The sequence below is a fragment of the Bacteroidia bacterium genome (assembly GCA_039924845.1).
Lineage (GTDB): Bacteria > Bacteroidota > Bacteroidia > DATLTG01 > DATLTG01 > DATLTG01.
The window spans coordinates 13,549-27,869 of sequence record JBDTAC010000025.1; the positions used below are offsets into that span (position 1 = coordinate 13,549).

Consider the following 14,321-nt stretch of genomic DNA (forward strand, 5'->3'; position numbering starts at 1 on the left):
ATTATTTTTCCATCTCTTTCACCGCATTTTTCACTTCACTCACGGGTAGTTGACAAGTTTTATCTTGGCATACGTAAATCAACGTTTTACCAGAAACATATTTATCTTCCAGCAATGGCAATGTACTATTTACAAGGCTTCCGCTGATAATTTTATTCGGAATAAAATACGATTCCAATTCCTTTTGCTTCGCGATAGCATCGGAACCAACAATGGCAACTTCGTAAAAAGGCGCTGTAAAGTGCGTCATCAACAACATCCAATTGGAATAATTTTCGGGATAATCTACAATAAATGGTTTTACATTGTTCAACATTTGTTTCGATATTTCGAGGTAATGCGTATCGTCAAAATAATTTCCTAAGAAGAACAAATCCTTTGCCATGCTGGAGTTAGAAGCTGGAATCACATTGTCCGTCAATTCTGTTTTTCGAGCAATTAACGCAGCGTCTAAATCGGAAGTATAATAAAACATTCCCGTCGTTTTGTCTTGAAAATGAAGAATGCAATAATCTGCTAATTGTTTGGAAATCGTCAACCATTTTTCATCAAATGTGCATTGATAAAGACTTATAAAGGCTTCCATCGTGAATGAATAATCGTCTAAATAACCGTTTATGCTCGACTTTCCAGATTTGTATGTGTGATTTAAACCTCCATCTGGACGAAGCTGTTTTTGTAAAATAAAATTTGCATTTTTCAAAACGGCATCTAAAAACAATTTTTCTCCGAAAGCTTTGTAAGCATCTGTATAAGCCTTTAACATCAAAGCATTCCAAGAAGTCAAAGATTTATCATCCAAAGCCGGATGAATACGTTTTTCGCGTGCAATCAATAATTTATTTTTAAACTCTTGTACTTTAGTTTCTAATTTTTCAAGCGGAATTTTATGTTCTTTCGCAAAAGCTTCGTCTAATTTTTTTCGAAGCAAAATATAATTGTCTTCCTCCCAATAACCAACATTATTTACGTTGTAATAATCTGCAAACAAATTAAAATCAGTTCCAATAATTTGCTGCAATTCTACTTTCGTCCACACATAATATTTTCCTTCTTTTCCTTCTGAATCAGCATCCAAAGCGGAATAAAAAGCACCTTCCGGAGAAGTCATTTCACGTGCAATAAAAGCAAGCGTTTCGTCAACAATTTGTTTATATAGTTTTTTTTTCGTGAGCTGAAAAGCTTGCGAATAAAGCGTTACAAGCTGAGCATTGTCGTACAACATTTTTTCGAAATGCGGAATTTTCCATTGATCATCTGTTGAATAACGTGCAAATCCACCACCCACTTGATCGTAAATTCCACCTTCCGCCATTTTATCCAACGTCAGCTCAATTTGTTTCAACACATTTTTATCTTTTGTCTGCGCATAATACGAAAGCAAAAACTCATAATTATTTGGCAAAGGAAATTTCGGCGCACGATTTGGTCCACCATTTACTGTATCAAATCGAGGTATCCAACTTTTATACGCTTGCGTTAAAAAATCTAATTTAAAATTTTCGGGCTGTGAATTTTTAGAAATCAATTCACTTTTCTGAACACCTTCTGTTAATTTTTCCGCATATTCACGTATCTTTTCGGGATGTAATCGAAATGTATCCGCCAAACTGAGCAATATATTCTTCCAATCTTCTTTTCGGAAATACGTGCCTCCATAAATCGGCTTTCCATCGGGTAACGTAAAACAATTCAAAGGCCAACCGCCGCTTCCAGTCATTAATTGAACCGCATTCATATACACTTGATCAATATCCGGACGCTCTTCTCTATCCACTTTTATGCACACAAAATATTTATTCATAATGTCCGCAACAGCTGTATCTTCAAAGCTTTCGTGCTCCATCACATGGCACCAATGACACGCCGAATAACCGATACTGATAAGCATTAATTTATTTTCTTTTTTTGCTTTTGCCAAAGCGCTGTCGCCCCAAGGATACCAATCTACTGGATTATGCGCGTGTTGTAAAAGGTACGGACTGCTCTCGTGAATGAGGTGGTTGGTATATTCAAATTGCTTTGTATTCATAGTTTGAGATTTTTTTGTATGCTGACAGCTACCTAAAAATAGGACAAGTAAAGCAAAATTTAAAAAAATATTTTTAGGAACATTCATCTTGTAAAATTACGTTTTAAATATGAATGAAATTAATGAGAATGTTTCTTATTTTTGATTAGAATTTGTGATGGAACTTCTATGAAAAAAATAATCGGTACAAATACAATCAGTTATCCTGAAATTAGAAACTTTGTCGATTTACCTTTTTTAAAATACGAAATCAAAAAGAAACAAAATTTTTATAAAATTCCAGCTCATTTTTATTTTAAATGGAAAGGAAAAACCAACGACTATTTTTGGAATACTTTTAATGATTTTAACATCCACAATGTTGAATTATTTCACTTTTTTAACGCATTAAGTGTTGGAAAAACACCTTGGATTACCACTTTTGAAACTTCCCTCCCTCGTTGGGGAAATGACAAACTTATTCAAAAAGGGCTTTCTCTTATTGCCAATGATTCCTGTAAGAAAATTATAGCAATCTCTGATTCTGCTGCCAATATTCAACGACAAATAGTTGCTACCAGATTTCCTGAATTTTCAGAAATTATTGAAAGTAAATTAATGGTTTTGCATCCAACGCAAAAAAAGATAATGCAAAATTTACAAGGAAAAAACAAATCCGAAATTATACGTTTTACGTTTATCGCTTCGGATTTTACCAAAAAAGGAGGGCATGAAATAATCAAGGTATTCAACCACTTATATAATAATGGTATAAAAAATTGGAAATTGACCATTGTTTCGGAATCATTAAACGGAGACTCTACTTCCTCAGATAGTTTTAATCATGTAAAAAAAATAATTGCAAAATATCCTGATAATATCACCCTATATTTTCAATTACCAAATGATAAAATACTGGAATTATTAAGAGAAACGGATGTAGGATTATTGCCAAGCTATCAAGATACTTATGGATACTCTATCTTAGAAGCTCAAGCTTCTGGCTGCCCAACAATAACAACTGATATTCGTGCTTTCCCGGAAATAAATAATGATGAAATTGGTTGGATAATCAAAGTTCCAAAGGACGAATTCGGCAACGGTATTTACTCGAATAAAAAAGAGGCGGTGTTGTTTTCTAACGCTATCTGCGATCAGCTTTATGCTATCATTGAAAAAATTATCCAATTCCCCGAAAGCATTAAAGAGAAGGGATATAAGGCATTACAAAAAATAGATACGGTAAATTCTCCTGCAAAAAATGCGGCAATCTTAGAAGCAATTTATGACGAAATATCGGCACTTAACAAAAAATAAATTTAAACAAGCCCTAAGTCCGTCCGCAGATTTTATTTACTTTTGAGCATCCATAAATTAAAATCATGGCAAATAAATTCGGAGTGGTTGTTTTTCCAGGATCCAATTGTGATCAGGATATGTTGTACGTGTTAAAAACGGTTTTTAAACAAAACGTCGTGGCTTTGTGGCACAAAGAAACCAGTTTGCAAGGCTGCGATTTCATTATACTTCCCGGAGGTTTTTCCTACGGAGATTATTTGCGTTCTGGCGCCATCGCGCGTTTTTCGCCGATTATGGAAGAAGTGGTGAAACACGCCAACAACGGCGGTTATTTGGCGGGTATTTGCAACGGATTTCAAATTTTGTGCGAAGCTGGTTTGTTGCCCGGCGCCCTGCTTCACAACAGCAATCGGAAATTTAATTGCAATAATATTTTCATCACACCACAAAATAAAGAAACCGTTCTGACACGAAATATTCCCGAAAACAAAGCCTTGAAAACCCCCATTGCACATGGTGAAGGTCGTTTTTACGCAGATACTGAAACCTTGCAAAAATTAAATGCCAACAATCAAATTTTATTTCGCTATTGCGATGAAAACGGGCAAATTACGGACGTCGCTAATCCCAATGGTTCTACTGAAAATATTGCCGGAATTTGCAATGCCGGAAAAAATATTTTTGGCATGATGCCTCATCCCGAAAGAGCTGCGGATAGCGAATTAGGCAATACCGACGGAAAATTTATATTCGAATCCATTCTCGATTTGGTTTCCGCTTAAGGACTTCAAAAAAATAATTTTTCAAATGCACTTCGACTTAAAACAAATAGCCAGCGTTAGTATGATTCTCTTTGCAGTGATAGATATTTTAGGATCTATACCTGTTATCATTGATTTACGGAATAAAATGGGGCATATCCATTCCGAAAAAATAACCCTTATTTCTGGCGGAATAATGATTGTTTTTTTATTTCTCGGAGAATCCATTTTAAATCTCATCGGTGTTGATATCCATTCTTTTGCCATTGCCGGAGCCATCATTATTTTTCTGTTAGGCATCGAAATGATTTTGGGAATTCGCATTTACAAAGATGATGCTCCTGGCGTTGCAAGTGTTGTTCCTCTTGCATTTCCGCTAATTGCCGGAACTGGAACCATGACGACTTTACTTACTTTAAAAGCACAATTTAGCACCGAAAATATAATCGCAGGAATTCTGATCAATCTTGTTTTTGTATATGCAGTCCTTAAAACTACCGGACGTTTGGAACGAATTTTAGGTCCAGGTGGAATTGCCATTTTGCGAAAAGTTTTCGGAATTGTTTTGTTGGCAATTGCCATTAAGCTTTTTGCGACCAATGCAGGATTGAAAATATAAACATTATTTTTTTGCGCTGAATTTTTAATTTGTATTTTTGACAAAACATAAACTCCTTTAACATGACTTCTATTATTCTCCAAGCAGTTGTTGTCGCCTTTAAAAGCCCAAGTGCAACTATTATTGATTCTATCATTCTAAAAACACACATAATTGTTGTAACAATTTTCTTCCTTATTTATCTCGTGAAAACTTTTTTATTGCTCAGCAACGCGAAAGAAAAGTTGGCAGTTTTTTCTAAAAGAACAAAAATTTTAGAAATGATTGTTAGCGTTCTTTTCCTTGTTACAGGCGGAATTTTATTGGTTTCGCTTCCGCAGATAAATACCTTCATGATTCTGAAATTGGTAGCCGTTTTTGCTGCTATTCCATTGGCAATTGTTGGTTATAAAAAAGGAAACAAAGTATTAGCAACACTTGCTTTTTTATTAGTTGTAGCCGCTTATGGTTTAGCCGAAATGAGCGCGAAACCTGCTGTTGTAGCCACCACAGCTGTTGATGGAAAAGCACTTTACACAAACAATTGCGTTTCGTGTCATGGCAATGATGGTAAAAAAGGCGCGATGGGCGCAGCCGATTTATCAACACTTCAAGCGGATAATGCGACAATCATCAATACCATTAAAAATGGAAAAAATGCCATGCCGGCTTTCGGAGCATTATCTGACGCACAAATCAAAGCTCTTGCCGATTACACAACTTCCCTAAAAAAATAATTTACGTACTTTGTTCGATACCGCAGTACAACAGGAAACAGCCGTTCTCGTAGGATTAATTAACAGCGAACAGAACGAAATTCAAGTACAAGAATATCTGGAAGAGCTTGCTTTTCTGATAGAAACTGCGGGCGTAAAACCACTCAAAAAATTTACACAACGTTTATCAAAACCCGATCCGCGCACATTTATCGGTTCTGGTAAAACCGCGCAAATAAAAGAATACGTTATAGAAAATAAAGTAAGTTTAGTTGTTTTTGATGATGAACTTTCGCCTTCTCAACAACGAAATTTAGAAAAAGAATTGGTCTGTAAAGTACTCGACAGAAACCGAATTATTCTCGATATTTTCGCAGCACGCGCACGCACTGCACACGCCAAAACACAAGTAGAATTGGCTTTTTATCAATACATGTTACCGCGTTTAACTGGTATGTGGACACATTTGGAACGCCAGCGTGGAAGCACTGGAACACGCAGTGGCGCTGGAGAAAAAGAAATTGAAACCGATCGTCGGATTGTACGCGATAAAATTTCGCAACTGAAGGAAGAGCTTTCTGCCATTGATCGGCAGATGACAACGCAACGAAAAAACAGAGGTGAATTAATTCGCGTGGCGTTAGTAGGATACACCAACGTGGGCAAATCCACGATTATGAATATGCTTTCTAAATCGGATGTGTTTGCCGAAAATAAATTGTTTGCAACGCTCGATACAACCGTTCGAAAAGTAGTGATTGAAAATTTACCCTTTTTGCTTTCCGACACGGTAGGCTTTATTCGCAAGCTGCCCACGCATTTGGTGGAATCGTTTAAATCGACTTTGGATGAAGTGCGCGAAGCCGATTTATTAATTCACGTCGTGGATATTTCGCATCCGCAATTTGAAGATCAAATTAAAGTGGTTACGCAAACGCTTACAGATATTGGCGCAGGCGACAAAGCAACTATTTTAGTGTTCAACAAAATAGATGCGTATCATTTTATCGAAAAAGACGAAGACGATTTATTGCCTGCCACCAGAGAAAATATGAGTTTGGAGCAATTGAAAAAAACGTGGATGGGAAATTTGAATGGTTCTTGTCTTTTTATTTCGGCTATGAACAAACAAAACTTGGAAGAGATGCGCCAAACGCTGTATTCAACCGTAAAAGAGTTGCATCAAAAAAGATATCCTTATAATAAATTTTTGTATTGAAATAAAAGAATTGGTTCGAAAAATTATTTTTTTGAAGACGATTTTCAGATGAAAATAATATCTAAAATCGTATTCGGAGAAGCAAGATGAATGGTTTGCAAACCAATTGTTTCAGCAGCTTTTACGTTGATTAATAAATCGTCTATAAATAAAGTTTCCTGCGCCAGAATTTTTTTTTCACGTAATACGTACTCATAAATTTCTGTATCGGGTTTTCGCATTTTTATTTCATAAGAAAAATATTCTTTTTCGAAAACATTTGACAAATCAGCTATTCCGAAAGTTTTTTGCAAATAATTGGAGAAGTAATTAATGTGAATTTCGTTCGTATTACTCAATAAAGACAAGCGATAGCGTGATTTTAATTTTTCGAGTAATTGCAAACGCTTTTCCGGAAAATCAAGTAACATTGCATTCCACGCAGCATCTATTTGTGCATCACTCCAATTTTTATCAGAAATTTTACGCAAGGTATTTCTAAATTCTGCTGCAGAAATTAACCCTTTTTCAAAATCATCAAAAATTTTATCTTGATGAAGTTGTGAATACAAAGCATCAAAATCAGTAATTCCTAATTGCCGAAATGCTTTCTGCGTAAGCGAATAATCAATATTCAACAGCACAACACCTAAATCAAAAATAATATTTTTTACGGAAGAATTTACCTGCATAAACGCGTTTGAAAAATTAATTTTTTGAAGTCAAAATTAAAAATGCTTTTTTTACGCATTGAAAAATTATTTTTTTGACGCACCTAATTGGATAATATCATTTCCTTCGATTACTTTTTTATCGTAGCCTTTTTCCACCACAGCAATCATCGCATCAGACAATTCTTTTAAAGTGCAAAATTTGGTTGGTGACAATTTTCTTCCAATTGGATACATCCAATTTATATATTTGTAAAAGGGATGCGCATTTTTTAATCCTTTTATCGGTTTTATAAATCCGGGACGAAATGCAAATACTTGTCGGAAAGGTAATTTCATCAAATCGTTTTCGGTTTTTCCTTTTACGCGCGCCCACATCATTTTTCCTTTTTCGCTGCTGTCGGTACTTGCTCCCGAAATATAACAAAATGTCATTTCAGGATTTAATTTGCTCAAAGTTTTTGCAACGTTTATCGTTAATGTGTAAGTCAATTTTGTATATGCTTCTTCCTTCATTCCGACAGACGAAACGCCCAAACAGAAAAAGCAAGCGTTGTAACCCGAAAGTTGGTTTTCTATAGCCGTTAAATCAAAAAAATCAGCGTGAATAATTTCCAATAATTTAGGATGCTTTACACCGCAAGGTTTTCGGTTAATAACCAACACTTTTTCTACCTGCGGATTTTGCAAACATACGTGCAATGCGCCTTCGCCAACCATTCCGGTTGCTCCTGTAATAATTGCACTGATTTTTAATGTGTTCATTTTATGTTTTGAAAAATTATTTTTTTGAAAACTATTTTTTATTCCAAAGCGCAAATTGCGACAGTGCCTACTTTGACAATATTTGAAATATAGGTACAATTATAGCCATTAATCCCAAAAAAAAGAGACACATTCCACTCCATAAATACTGGTTCACAATTACAGCTTTATAAACAGGATCGGCATTCGGATTATCTCTTTTTTCTTTTTGCCATAATTTCAAAAAATACACGCCAGCTGCCATAGCAGCAATGCCAACAGGGAATATCCACCAAGGAGGTGTTGGAGTAACATTTACTTCATTCATAACATTTATTTTTTTAGGTTTTGAAAAATTATTTTTTTGAAACTGTTTTTTAGCTCTGATTTCCGTCATTCAAAATTAGAAAAAAGAAGGCTCAAAAAATTATTTTTTTGAACCCCAATTTTGCTTCATCTTTGCGACATGATAAAAATTGCTTTGCTTTCGGATACGCACAATTATTTGGATAAACGTATTTTTAAATACCTCGAACCTTGCGATGAAATATGGCATGCGGGCGATATCGGCACTATTTCTGTTTGCGAAGAATTGGAAAAAATAAAACCTTTAAAAGCCGTTTACGGAAACATTGACGGACAAGATATTCGAAAAAAATATCCGAAAGATTTACGTTTTACTGTCGAAAAAATGGACATTTGGATGACGCACATTGGAGGTTATCCAAACCATTATTCGCCTGATGTGAGAGAAAAAATAAAAATGAATCCGCCCAAAATTTTTATTTGCGGACATTCGCACATTTTAAAAGTAATGTACGATAAACAACTGAATACGCTTTGTTTAAACCCTGGTGCCTGTGGCATGTACGGATTTCACAAAATAAAGACATTGCTTCGTTTTCAGATAGACAATGGCAGTATCCAGCAAATGGAAGTAATTGAATTAGGCGAAAAATAATTTTTTGAAAAAAGCTTGTGTATTAAAAATTCTTTGTATCATTGCATCATAATACTATTGTTACACCCGTACCTGTAGTCAATCAAACAAAAACAAATATCGTTCACACATCAAATTTCACTTATCTTTTGCATTGAAAAACATGCCAATTACCCTCTAATTACTCATTTTATCTATTTTATAGATTTATAAACCAAACCCTAATTTTTCCTCATGTACGACATCCTCGAACTGAACAACAAACTCGTAAACGAATTAAAAGACATTGCCAAAGCATTAAACGTACCGAAATACGAAGCTCTCAAAAAACAAGATTTAATTTATAAAATTTTAGATCAACAAGCACTTTCTGCTCCTGCTGAAACTACTATTGTTCCTGTAATGCCGACGCCGGAGCCTGAAAATACAGCTCCAAAACTTCCGAAACTGGACGATAACAGACATCTTCGTCCGCGCAGACCGAGAACGGAAGAGCCAGAAAATAAAATTGAAAAAATTGTGAAACACGAAGATCAGGCACCTGTTTTTGCAAAAGAACCAGAACTAATTAATGCACCAATAATGCCATCCACAGAAATTTTTACGGAAGAAAAGAAAGAAATAACTCCAGTGGCTCCCACTGAAAATACTACTCTCACACCTACTCCACATACACCGGAAACGGAAGAACAAAAAAGAATTTTTCAAGGAAAAGAAGCGTTGAGACCAGACAGAATCAACGTTCCGTATTCTTTTGATGGTATCATCAACAGCGAAGGCGTGTTGGAAATTATGGCGGATGGTTATGGATTTTTACGTTCGGCAGATTATAATTATTTAAGTTCTCCCGATGATATTTACGTATCGCAATCACAAATAAAATTATTCGGATTAAAAACTGGAGACAATGTTTTCGGAAGTATTCGTCCACCGAAAGAAGGCGAAAAATTTTTCCCGCTCATCAAAGTAGAACATATCAATGGCAGAGAACCCGCATTTGTGCGCGACAGAGTTCCGTTTGATTATTTAACGCCTTTATTTCCGTTTGAAAAATTAAATTTAACAGGACCGAAAAGTTCTATTTCTGCGAGAGTGGTAGACATGTTTACACCGATTGGAAAAGGGCAAAGAGGTTTAATTGTTGCCCAACCGAAAACTGGTAAAACAGTTTTATTGAAAGAAATCGCGAACGCAATTGCAGCCAATCACCCTGAAGTTTATTTGATGATTTTATTGATTGACGAACGTCCTGAAGAGGTGACAGATATGGCAAGAAGCGTGAAAGCAGAAGTAATTGCTTCCACTTTTGATGAGCCTGCCGATCGTCACGTAAAAATCGCCAACATCGTTTTAGAAAAAGCAAAACGAATGGTAGAATGCGGACACGATGTAGTTATTTTATTGGATTCGATTACTCGTTTAGCCCGTGCATACAATACTGTTTCTCCAGCTTCTGGAAAAGTTTTATCGGGCGGTGTGGATGCGAATGCGCTTCACAAACCAAAACGCTTTTTTGGTGCAGCACGTAAAATAGAAGATGGTGGATCATTGACGATTCTTGCGACAGCATTGATTGATACGGGTTCTAAAATGGACGAAGTTATTTTCGAAGAGTTTAAAGGAACCGGAAATATGGAATTGCAATTGGATCGCAAATTGGCGAACAAACGTATTTATCCTTCTATTGATTTGGTGGCTTCCAGCACACGAAGAGATGATTTATTGATTGACAAAGATGCCTTGAAACGTATTTGGATTTTGCGCAATCACTTAGCAGATATGACGCCTTTAGAAGCGATGGAATTCTTGAGAGATCGTATTAAAAACACACAAACCAACGAAGAATTTTTAATTTCTATGAACAGTTAATCATTCGAAAAAATATTTTTTTGAACATGAATTATTACGTCCGAATTGGTATCCTCACCGCATTTATCATTATGATATTTCATTTAGCTGTTTTTTATTCGGGCAGTTTCTATACTTCTATTGGCAGATACGCACTTTTACTCGATTTGCTAATTATGTTACCTGGAATTTTTTGGGGAATAAAATCCAAAAAAGAACGCGATTTAAAACAAAATTATATCCTAAAGGAAGCCATTAAAAGTGGCTTACAAGTAGTAACAGCCGTTAGTTTCACGGTTGCTTTTTTTACGTATATTTTTTTTCTTTTTGAAATTCCTGCCATCCTCACACAAACACAAAATTATTTAGTTTCCGTGGATACACCCGCTGCCAGTATTTCTGGAATATTGACAAATGCACAAAATTATTTTTCACCTTTCCACCAAGCTACCATTTCTTTATTTATGCATTTGATTCCAGGTGTTATCATCAGCGTAATTTTCGCTACTTTATTAGGGCAAAAAAAATAATCAAAAAATTATTTTTCTGAACATTGTTTTGTAATACACGAACGGGGAAAATAATTCCTAAATTCGCCAACAACAAAATTTGCAGCATAATTTGATATGGAATATAATTTCACGGAAGTAGAAAAAAAGTGGCAGGAGTATTGGAAAAAGTATAAAACTTTCGAGACGAAAAATAATTTTTCGCTACCGAAATATTATGTGTTGGATATGTTTCCATATCCGAGCGGAGCTGGTTTGCACGTTGGGCATCCGCTGGGTTATATTGCTTCGGATATTATTGCGCGTTACAAACGTCATAAAGGTTTTAATGTGTTGCATCCAATGGGTTACGATTCTTTCGGTTTACCAGCGGAACAATATGCCATTCAAACGGGACAACATCCTGCAATTACTACCGAAAAAAACATTTCGCGTTATCGCGAACAATTAGATAAAATTGGCTTTTCATTCGATTGGGACAGAGAAGTACGAACTTCTAATCCGAATTATTACAAATGGACGCAGTGGATTTTTATTCAGCTTTTTAATTCGTGGTACAATAAAAAAACAGACAAAGCGGAAAATATTTCTGCGCTTATTTCTGTTTTTGAAAGCGAAGGAAATTCCAATATCAATGCAGCTTGCGAAGAAACAAAAATATTCACGGCAAGTGAATGGAAATCCTTTTCCGAAAAAGAGAAATCATCTATTTTATTAAATTATCGCCTCACGTTTTTGAGCGATACTTGGGTAAATTGGTGTCCGCAACTCGGCACTGTTTTGGCGAACGAAGAAGTAAAAGAAGGAGTTTCTGAACGCGGTGGTTTTCCTGTTGAACGCAAATTAATGAAACAATGGAGCATGCGCATAACTGCTTACGCAGAGCGTTTGTTGAGTGGTTTGGAAAAAATTGATTGGAGTGAAAGTATCAAAGAAGCGCAACGCAATTGGATTGGAAAATCAGAAGGGACATCGTTAAAATTTAAAATTCAGAATTCAGAATCTTTCATTGAAGTTTTCACCACACGTCCTGATACTATTTTCGGAGTGTCCTTCGTAACGCTGGCTCCAGAGCATGAATTGGTTGAAAAAATTACAACGCCCGAACATAAAAAAGCTGTTGACGAATATGTTATTTATGCAAAAAATCGTTCGGAGCGCGAGCGGCAAGCGGACGTTAAAAAAATTAGCGGACAGTTTACTGGCGCGTTTGTGGAGCATCCGTTTACCGGAAAATTAGTTCCGGTTTGGGTAGGCGACTACGTACTTGCGGGTTACGGAACAGGTGCGGTAATGGCTGTTCCTGCGCATGATTCGCGCGATTTCGCATTCGCTAATTATTTTGGTTTGGATAAAATTAAAGTAATTGAACCGCCTAAAAATATCACTCAAAATGAAAACGAAGCTTGGGAAGAAAAATCGGGAACGCTTTTTAATTCTGATTTTTTAAATGGTTTGGATGTAAAAGCGGCTATCAAAAAAGCAATTGAAGAAATTGAAAAAAATAATTTTGGAAAAGGAAAAACAAATTTCCGTTTGCGCGATGCGATTTTTGGCAGACAACGTTATTGGGGCGAACCGATTCCTGTTTATTACAAAGACGGAATTCCGCACGTACTCAGCGAAAGCGAATTGCCGTTGATTTTACCAGAAGTAGATAAATTTTTACCAACCGAAACTGGAGAACCTCCTTTGGCTCGCGCAGAAAAATGGAAATACAAAAACGAATTTCCTTACGAACACAGCACAATGCCGGGTTGGGCGGGAAGTTCTTGGTATTTTTTACGTTACATGGATGCGCATAACGACAAAGAATTTGCTTCTAAAAAAAATATAGATTATTGGCAAAATATAGATTTGTATATGGGCGGTGCCGAACACGCAACCGGACATTTATTGTACGTGCGTTTTTGGTCAAAATTTTTATTTGATTTGGGATTGATTCCTCAAGACGAACCTGCGAAAAAGTTGATTAATCAAGGAATGATTCAAGGATTAAGTATGCTATCTTATTTTTTGAACATTAGTTATTCATATAATAGAGAAGAAACTGAAAATTCTATTAAAACTTCTATTCATAACATCAATAATTTATTGATAGACAAAAATTCTGTAATTTCAGTATATAGTGCTTTTAAGCGCCATATACCAATAGAATATGTAACTTTTGAAGAAGGAAAATATTATTTGACATGTGAAAATTTAGAAAAATTAAAAATCAAATATCAAATGTTTTCAAATGCAAGACTTTTTAATCAAAATGATTTTGATGCTCTTCCAGAAAAAAAAATAAAAGTAAATGAAGAAAAAATTGAACTTTTTTCCGAACCCGAAAAAATGTCCAAATCCAAATTCAATGTAGTAAATCCCGATGATATTTGTGAAAAATACGGAGCAGATTGTTTGCGTTTATACGAAATGTTTTTAGGTCCGCTGGAAATTTCAAAACCTTGGAATACCAACGGAATTAGCGGTGTTTCAAATTTTATTCGGAAACTTTGGAGATTGTATCACAAAGACGAAAAACTGGTGATAAGTGAGGAAGAAGCTACCAAACCCGAATTAAAAACCTTGCACAAAACCATCAAAAAAATTACAGAAGATATTGAGCGTTTTTCTTTCAATACATCGGTGAGTAATTTTATGATTTGCGTAAACGAATTAACCGAATTAAAATGCAACAAGCGCGCTATTTTAGAACCTTTGGCAATTTTAATTTCGCCTTACGCGCCACACGTTGCCGAAGAAATCTGGAATTTGCTCGGACATGCTGAAAGTATTTCGTATGCAACTTTTCCAGAATTTGACGAGAAATATTTAACCGAAACATCTTTCAATTATCCTGTTTCGGTAAACGGGAAAACACGTTTTTTCACCGAATTAGAATTGTCGCTAAGCAAGGAAGACATTGAGAAAGAAGTGATGGCGATGGAACAAACACAAAAATATTTGGAAGGAAAATCCCCAAAAAAAATAATTATAGTGCCCAATAAAATTGTCAATATTGTTATCTGAAAAAATAATTT

General features: G+C 35.4%; 13 protein-coding genes. 9 read left to right on the forward strand and 4 right to left on the reverse strand.

What is annotated here, in order from left to right; translation table 11 throughout:
• Position 1: 1 nt before the first annotated feature.
• Positions 2–2,032 (reverse strand): thioredoxin domain-containing protein, encoded by a 2,031-nt coding sequence (locus tag ABIZ51_02935; protein ID MEO7087734.1) that lies wholly within the window; start codon positions 2,030–2,032, stop codon positions 2–4.
• Between the two features lie 168 nt (positions 2,033–2,200).
• Between ABIZ51_02935 and ABIZ51_02940 the strand changes: the two genes are divergently transcribed.
• The 5 genes from ABIZ51_02940 (at position 2,201) to hflX (ending at position 6,604) form a co-directional block, all read left to right on the forward strand.
• Complete coding sequence (locus tag ABIZ51_02940) at positions 2,201–3,328, forward strand: glycosyltransferase family 4 protein (protein ID MEO7087735.1); 1,128 nt, start codon at positions 2,201–2,203, stop codon at positions 3,326–3,328.
• Positions 3,329–3,393: 65 nt separating this feature from the next.
• A complete protein-coding gene (gene purQ / locus ABIZ51_02945; GenBank protein MEO7087736.1) occupies positions 3,394–4,092 on the forward strand; it encodes a phosphoribosylformylglycinamidine synthase subunit PurQ in 699 nt (232 codons plus the stop codon).
• A 25-nt stretch (positions 4,093–4,117) separates the two neighbouring features.
• On the forward strand, positions 4,118–4,690 hold the full coding sequence (locus ABIZ51_02950; GenBank protein ID MEO7087737.1) for a MarC family protein: 573 nt from the start codon (positions 4,118–4,120) through the stop codon (positions 4,688–4,690).
• Positions 4,691–4,752: 62 nt separating this feature from the next.
• Positions 4,753–5,406, forward strand: a complete 654-nt coding sequence (locus ABIZ51_02955; GenBank protein MEO7087738.1) for a cytochrome c — start codon at positions 4,753–4,755, stop codon at positions 5,404–5,406.
• A 10-nt stretch (positions 5,407–5,416) separates the two neighbouring features.
• Positions 5,417–6,604 carry a GTPase HflX gene (gene hflX / locus ABIZ51_02960; GenBank protein ID MEO7087739.1) on the forward strand — a complete coding sequence of 396 codons (1,188 nt, stop codon included), beginning with the start codon at positions 5,417–5,419 and terminating at the stop codon, positions 6,602–6,604.
• A 44-nt stretch (positions 6,605–6,648) separates the two neighbouring features.
• Here hflX and ABIZ51_02965 read toward each other — a convergent pair whose 3' ends face one another.
• The 3 genes from ABIZ51_02965 to ABIZ51_02975 all read right to left on the reverse strand — a co-directional run bounded on the left by ABIZ51_02965 (position 6,649) and on the right by ABIZ51_02975 (position 8,395).
• Complete coding sequence (locus ABIZ51_02965) at positions 6,649–7,275, reverse strand: HAD family phosphatase (GenBank protein ID MEO7087740.1); 627 nt, start codon at positions 7,273–7,275, stop codon at positions 6,649–6,651.
• A gap of 66 nt (positions 7,276–7,341) precedes the next feature.
• Positions 7,342–8,019: an NAD-dependent epimerase/dehydratase family protein gene (locus ABIZ51_02970; protein ID MEO7087741.1), complete on the reverse strand. Its 678-nt coding sequence runs from the start codon at positions 8,017–8,019 to the stop codon at positions 7,342–7,344.
• Between the two features lie 67 nt (positions 8,020–8,086).
• Entirely contained in the window at positions 8,087–8,395 is a 309-nt protein-coding gene (locus ABIZ51_02975) for a hypothetical protein (protein ID MEO7087742.1), read from the reverse strand.
• A 69-nt stretch (positions 8,396–8,464) separates the two neighbouring features.
• Between ABIZ51_02975 and ABIZ51_02980 the strand changes: the two genes are divergently transcribed.
• The 4 genes from ABIZ51_02980 to ABIZ51_02995 all read left to right on the forward strand — a co-directional run bounded on the left by ABIZ51_02980 (position 8,465) and on the right by ABIZ51_02995 (position 14,310).
• The gene (locus ABIZ51_02980; protein ID MEO7087743.1) at positions 8,465–8,959 is read left to right on the forward strand and encodes a metallophosphoesterase family protein; all 495 of its coding nucleotides are present in this window, start codon (positions 8,465–8,467) and stop codon (positions 8,957–8,959) included.
• 213 nt (positions 8,960–9,172) lie between these two features.
• Complete coding sequence (gene rho / locus ABIZ51_02985; GenBank protein ID MEO7087744.1) at positions 9,173–10,807, forward strand: transcription termination factor Rho; 1,635 nt, start codon at positions 9,173–9,175, stop codon at positions 10,805–10,807.
• Positions 10,808–10,833: 26 nt separating this feature from the next.
• Positions 10,834–11,316, forward strand: a complete 483-nt coding sequence (locus tag ABIZ51_02990) for a DUF4199 family protein (GenBank protein MEO7087745.1) — start codon at positions 10,834–10,836, stop codon at positions 11,314–11,316.
• A gap of 96 nt (positions 11,317–11,412) precedes the next feature.
• Positions 11,413–14,310, forward strand: coding sequence for a class I tRNA ligase family protein (locus tag ABIZ51_02995; protein MEO7087746.1), 2,898 nt, complete (start codon positions 11,413–11,415; stop codon positions 14,308–14,310).
• Positions 14,311–14,321: the final 11 nt, after the last annotated feature.

Coding starts and splice junctions, on each gene's coding strand:
- ABIZ51_02975 (MEO7087742.1), bottom strand. CDS start 8,395: ATGACGGAAATCAGAGCTAAAAAACAGTTTCAAAAAAATAATTTTTCA.
- rho (MEO7087744.1), top strand. CDS start 9,173: ATGTACGACATCCTCGAACTGAACAACAAACTCGTAAACGAATTAAAA.
- ABIZ51_02980 (MEO7087743.1), top strand. CDS start 8,465: ATGATAAAAATTGCTTTGCTTTCGGATACGCACAATTATTTGGATAAA.
- ABIZ51_02950 (MEO7087737.1), top strand. CDS start 4,118: ATGCACTTCGACTTAAAACAAATAGCCAGCGTTAGTATGATTCTCTTT.
- ABIZ51_02990 (MEO7087745.1), top strand. CDS start 10,834: ATGAATTATTACGTCCGAATTGGTATCCTCACCGCATTTATCATTATG.
- ABIZ51_02970 (MEO7087741.1), bottom strand. CDS start 8,019: ATGAACACATTAAAAATCAGTGCAATTATTACAGGAGCAACCGGAATG.
- ABIZ51_02965 (MEO7087740.1), bottom strand. CDS start 7,275: ATGCAGGTAAATTCTTCCGTAAAAAATATTATTTTTGATTTAGGTGTT.
- ABIZ51_02995 (MEO7087746.1), top strand. CDS start 11,413: ATGGAATATAATTTCACGGAAGTAGAAAAAAAGTGGCAGGAGTATTGG.
- ABIZ51_02955 (MEO7087738.1), top strand. CDS start 4,753: ATGACTTCTATTATTCTCCAAGCAGTTGTTGTCGCCTTTAAAAGCCCA.
- ABIZ51_02940 (MEO7087735.1), top strand. CDS start 2,201: ATGAAAAAAATAATCGGTACAAATACAATCAGTTATCCTGAAATTAGA.
- purQ (MEO7087736.1), top strand. CDS start 3,394: ATGGCAAATAAATTCGGAGTGGTTGTTTTTCCAGGATCCAATTGTGAT.
- ABIZ51_02935 (MEO7087734.1), bottom strand. CDS start 2,032: ATGAATACAAAGCAATTTGAATATACCAACCACCTCATTCACGAGAGC.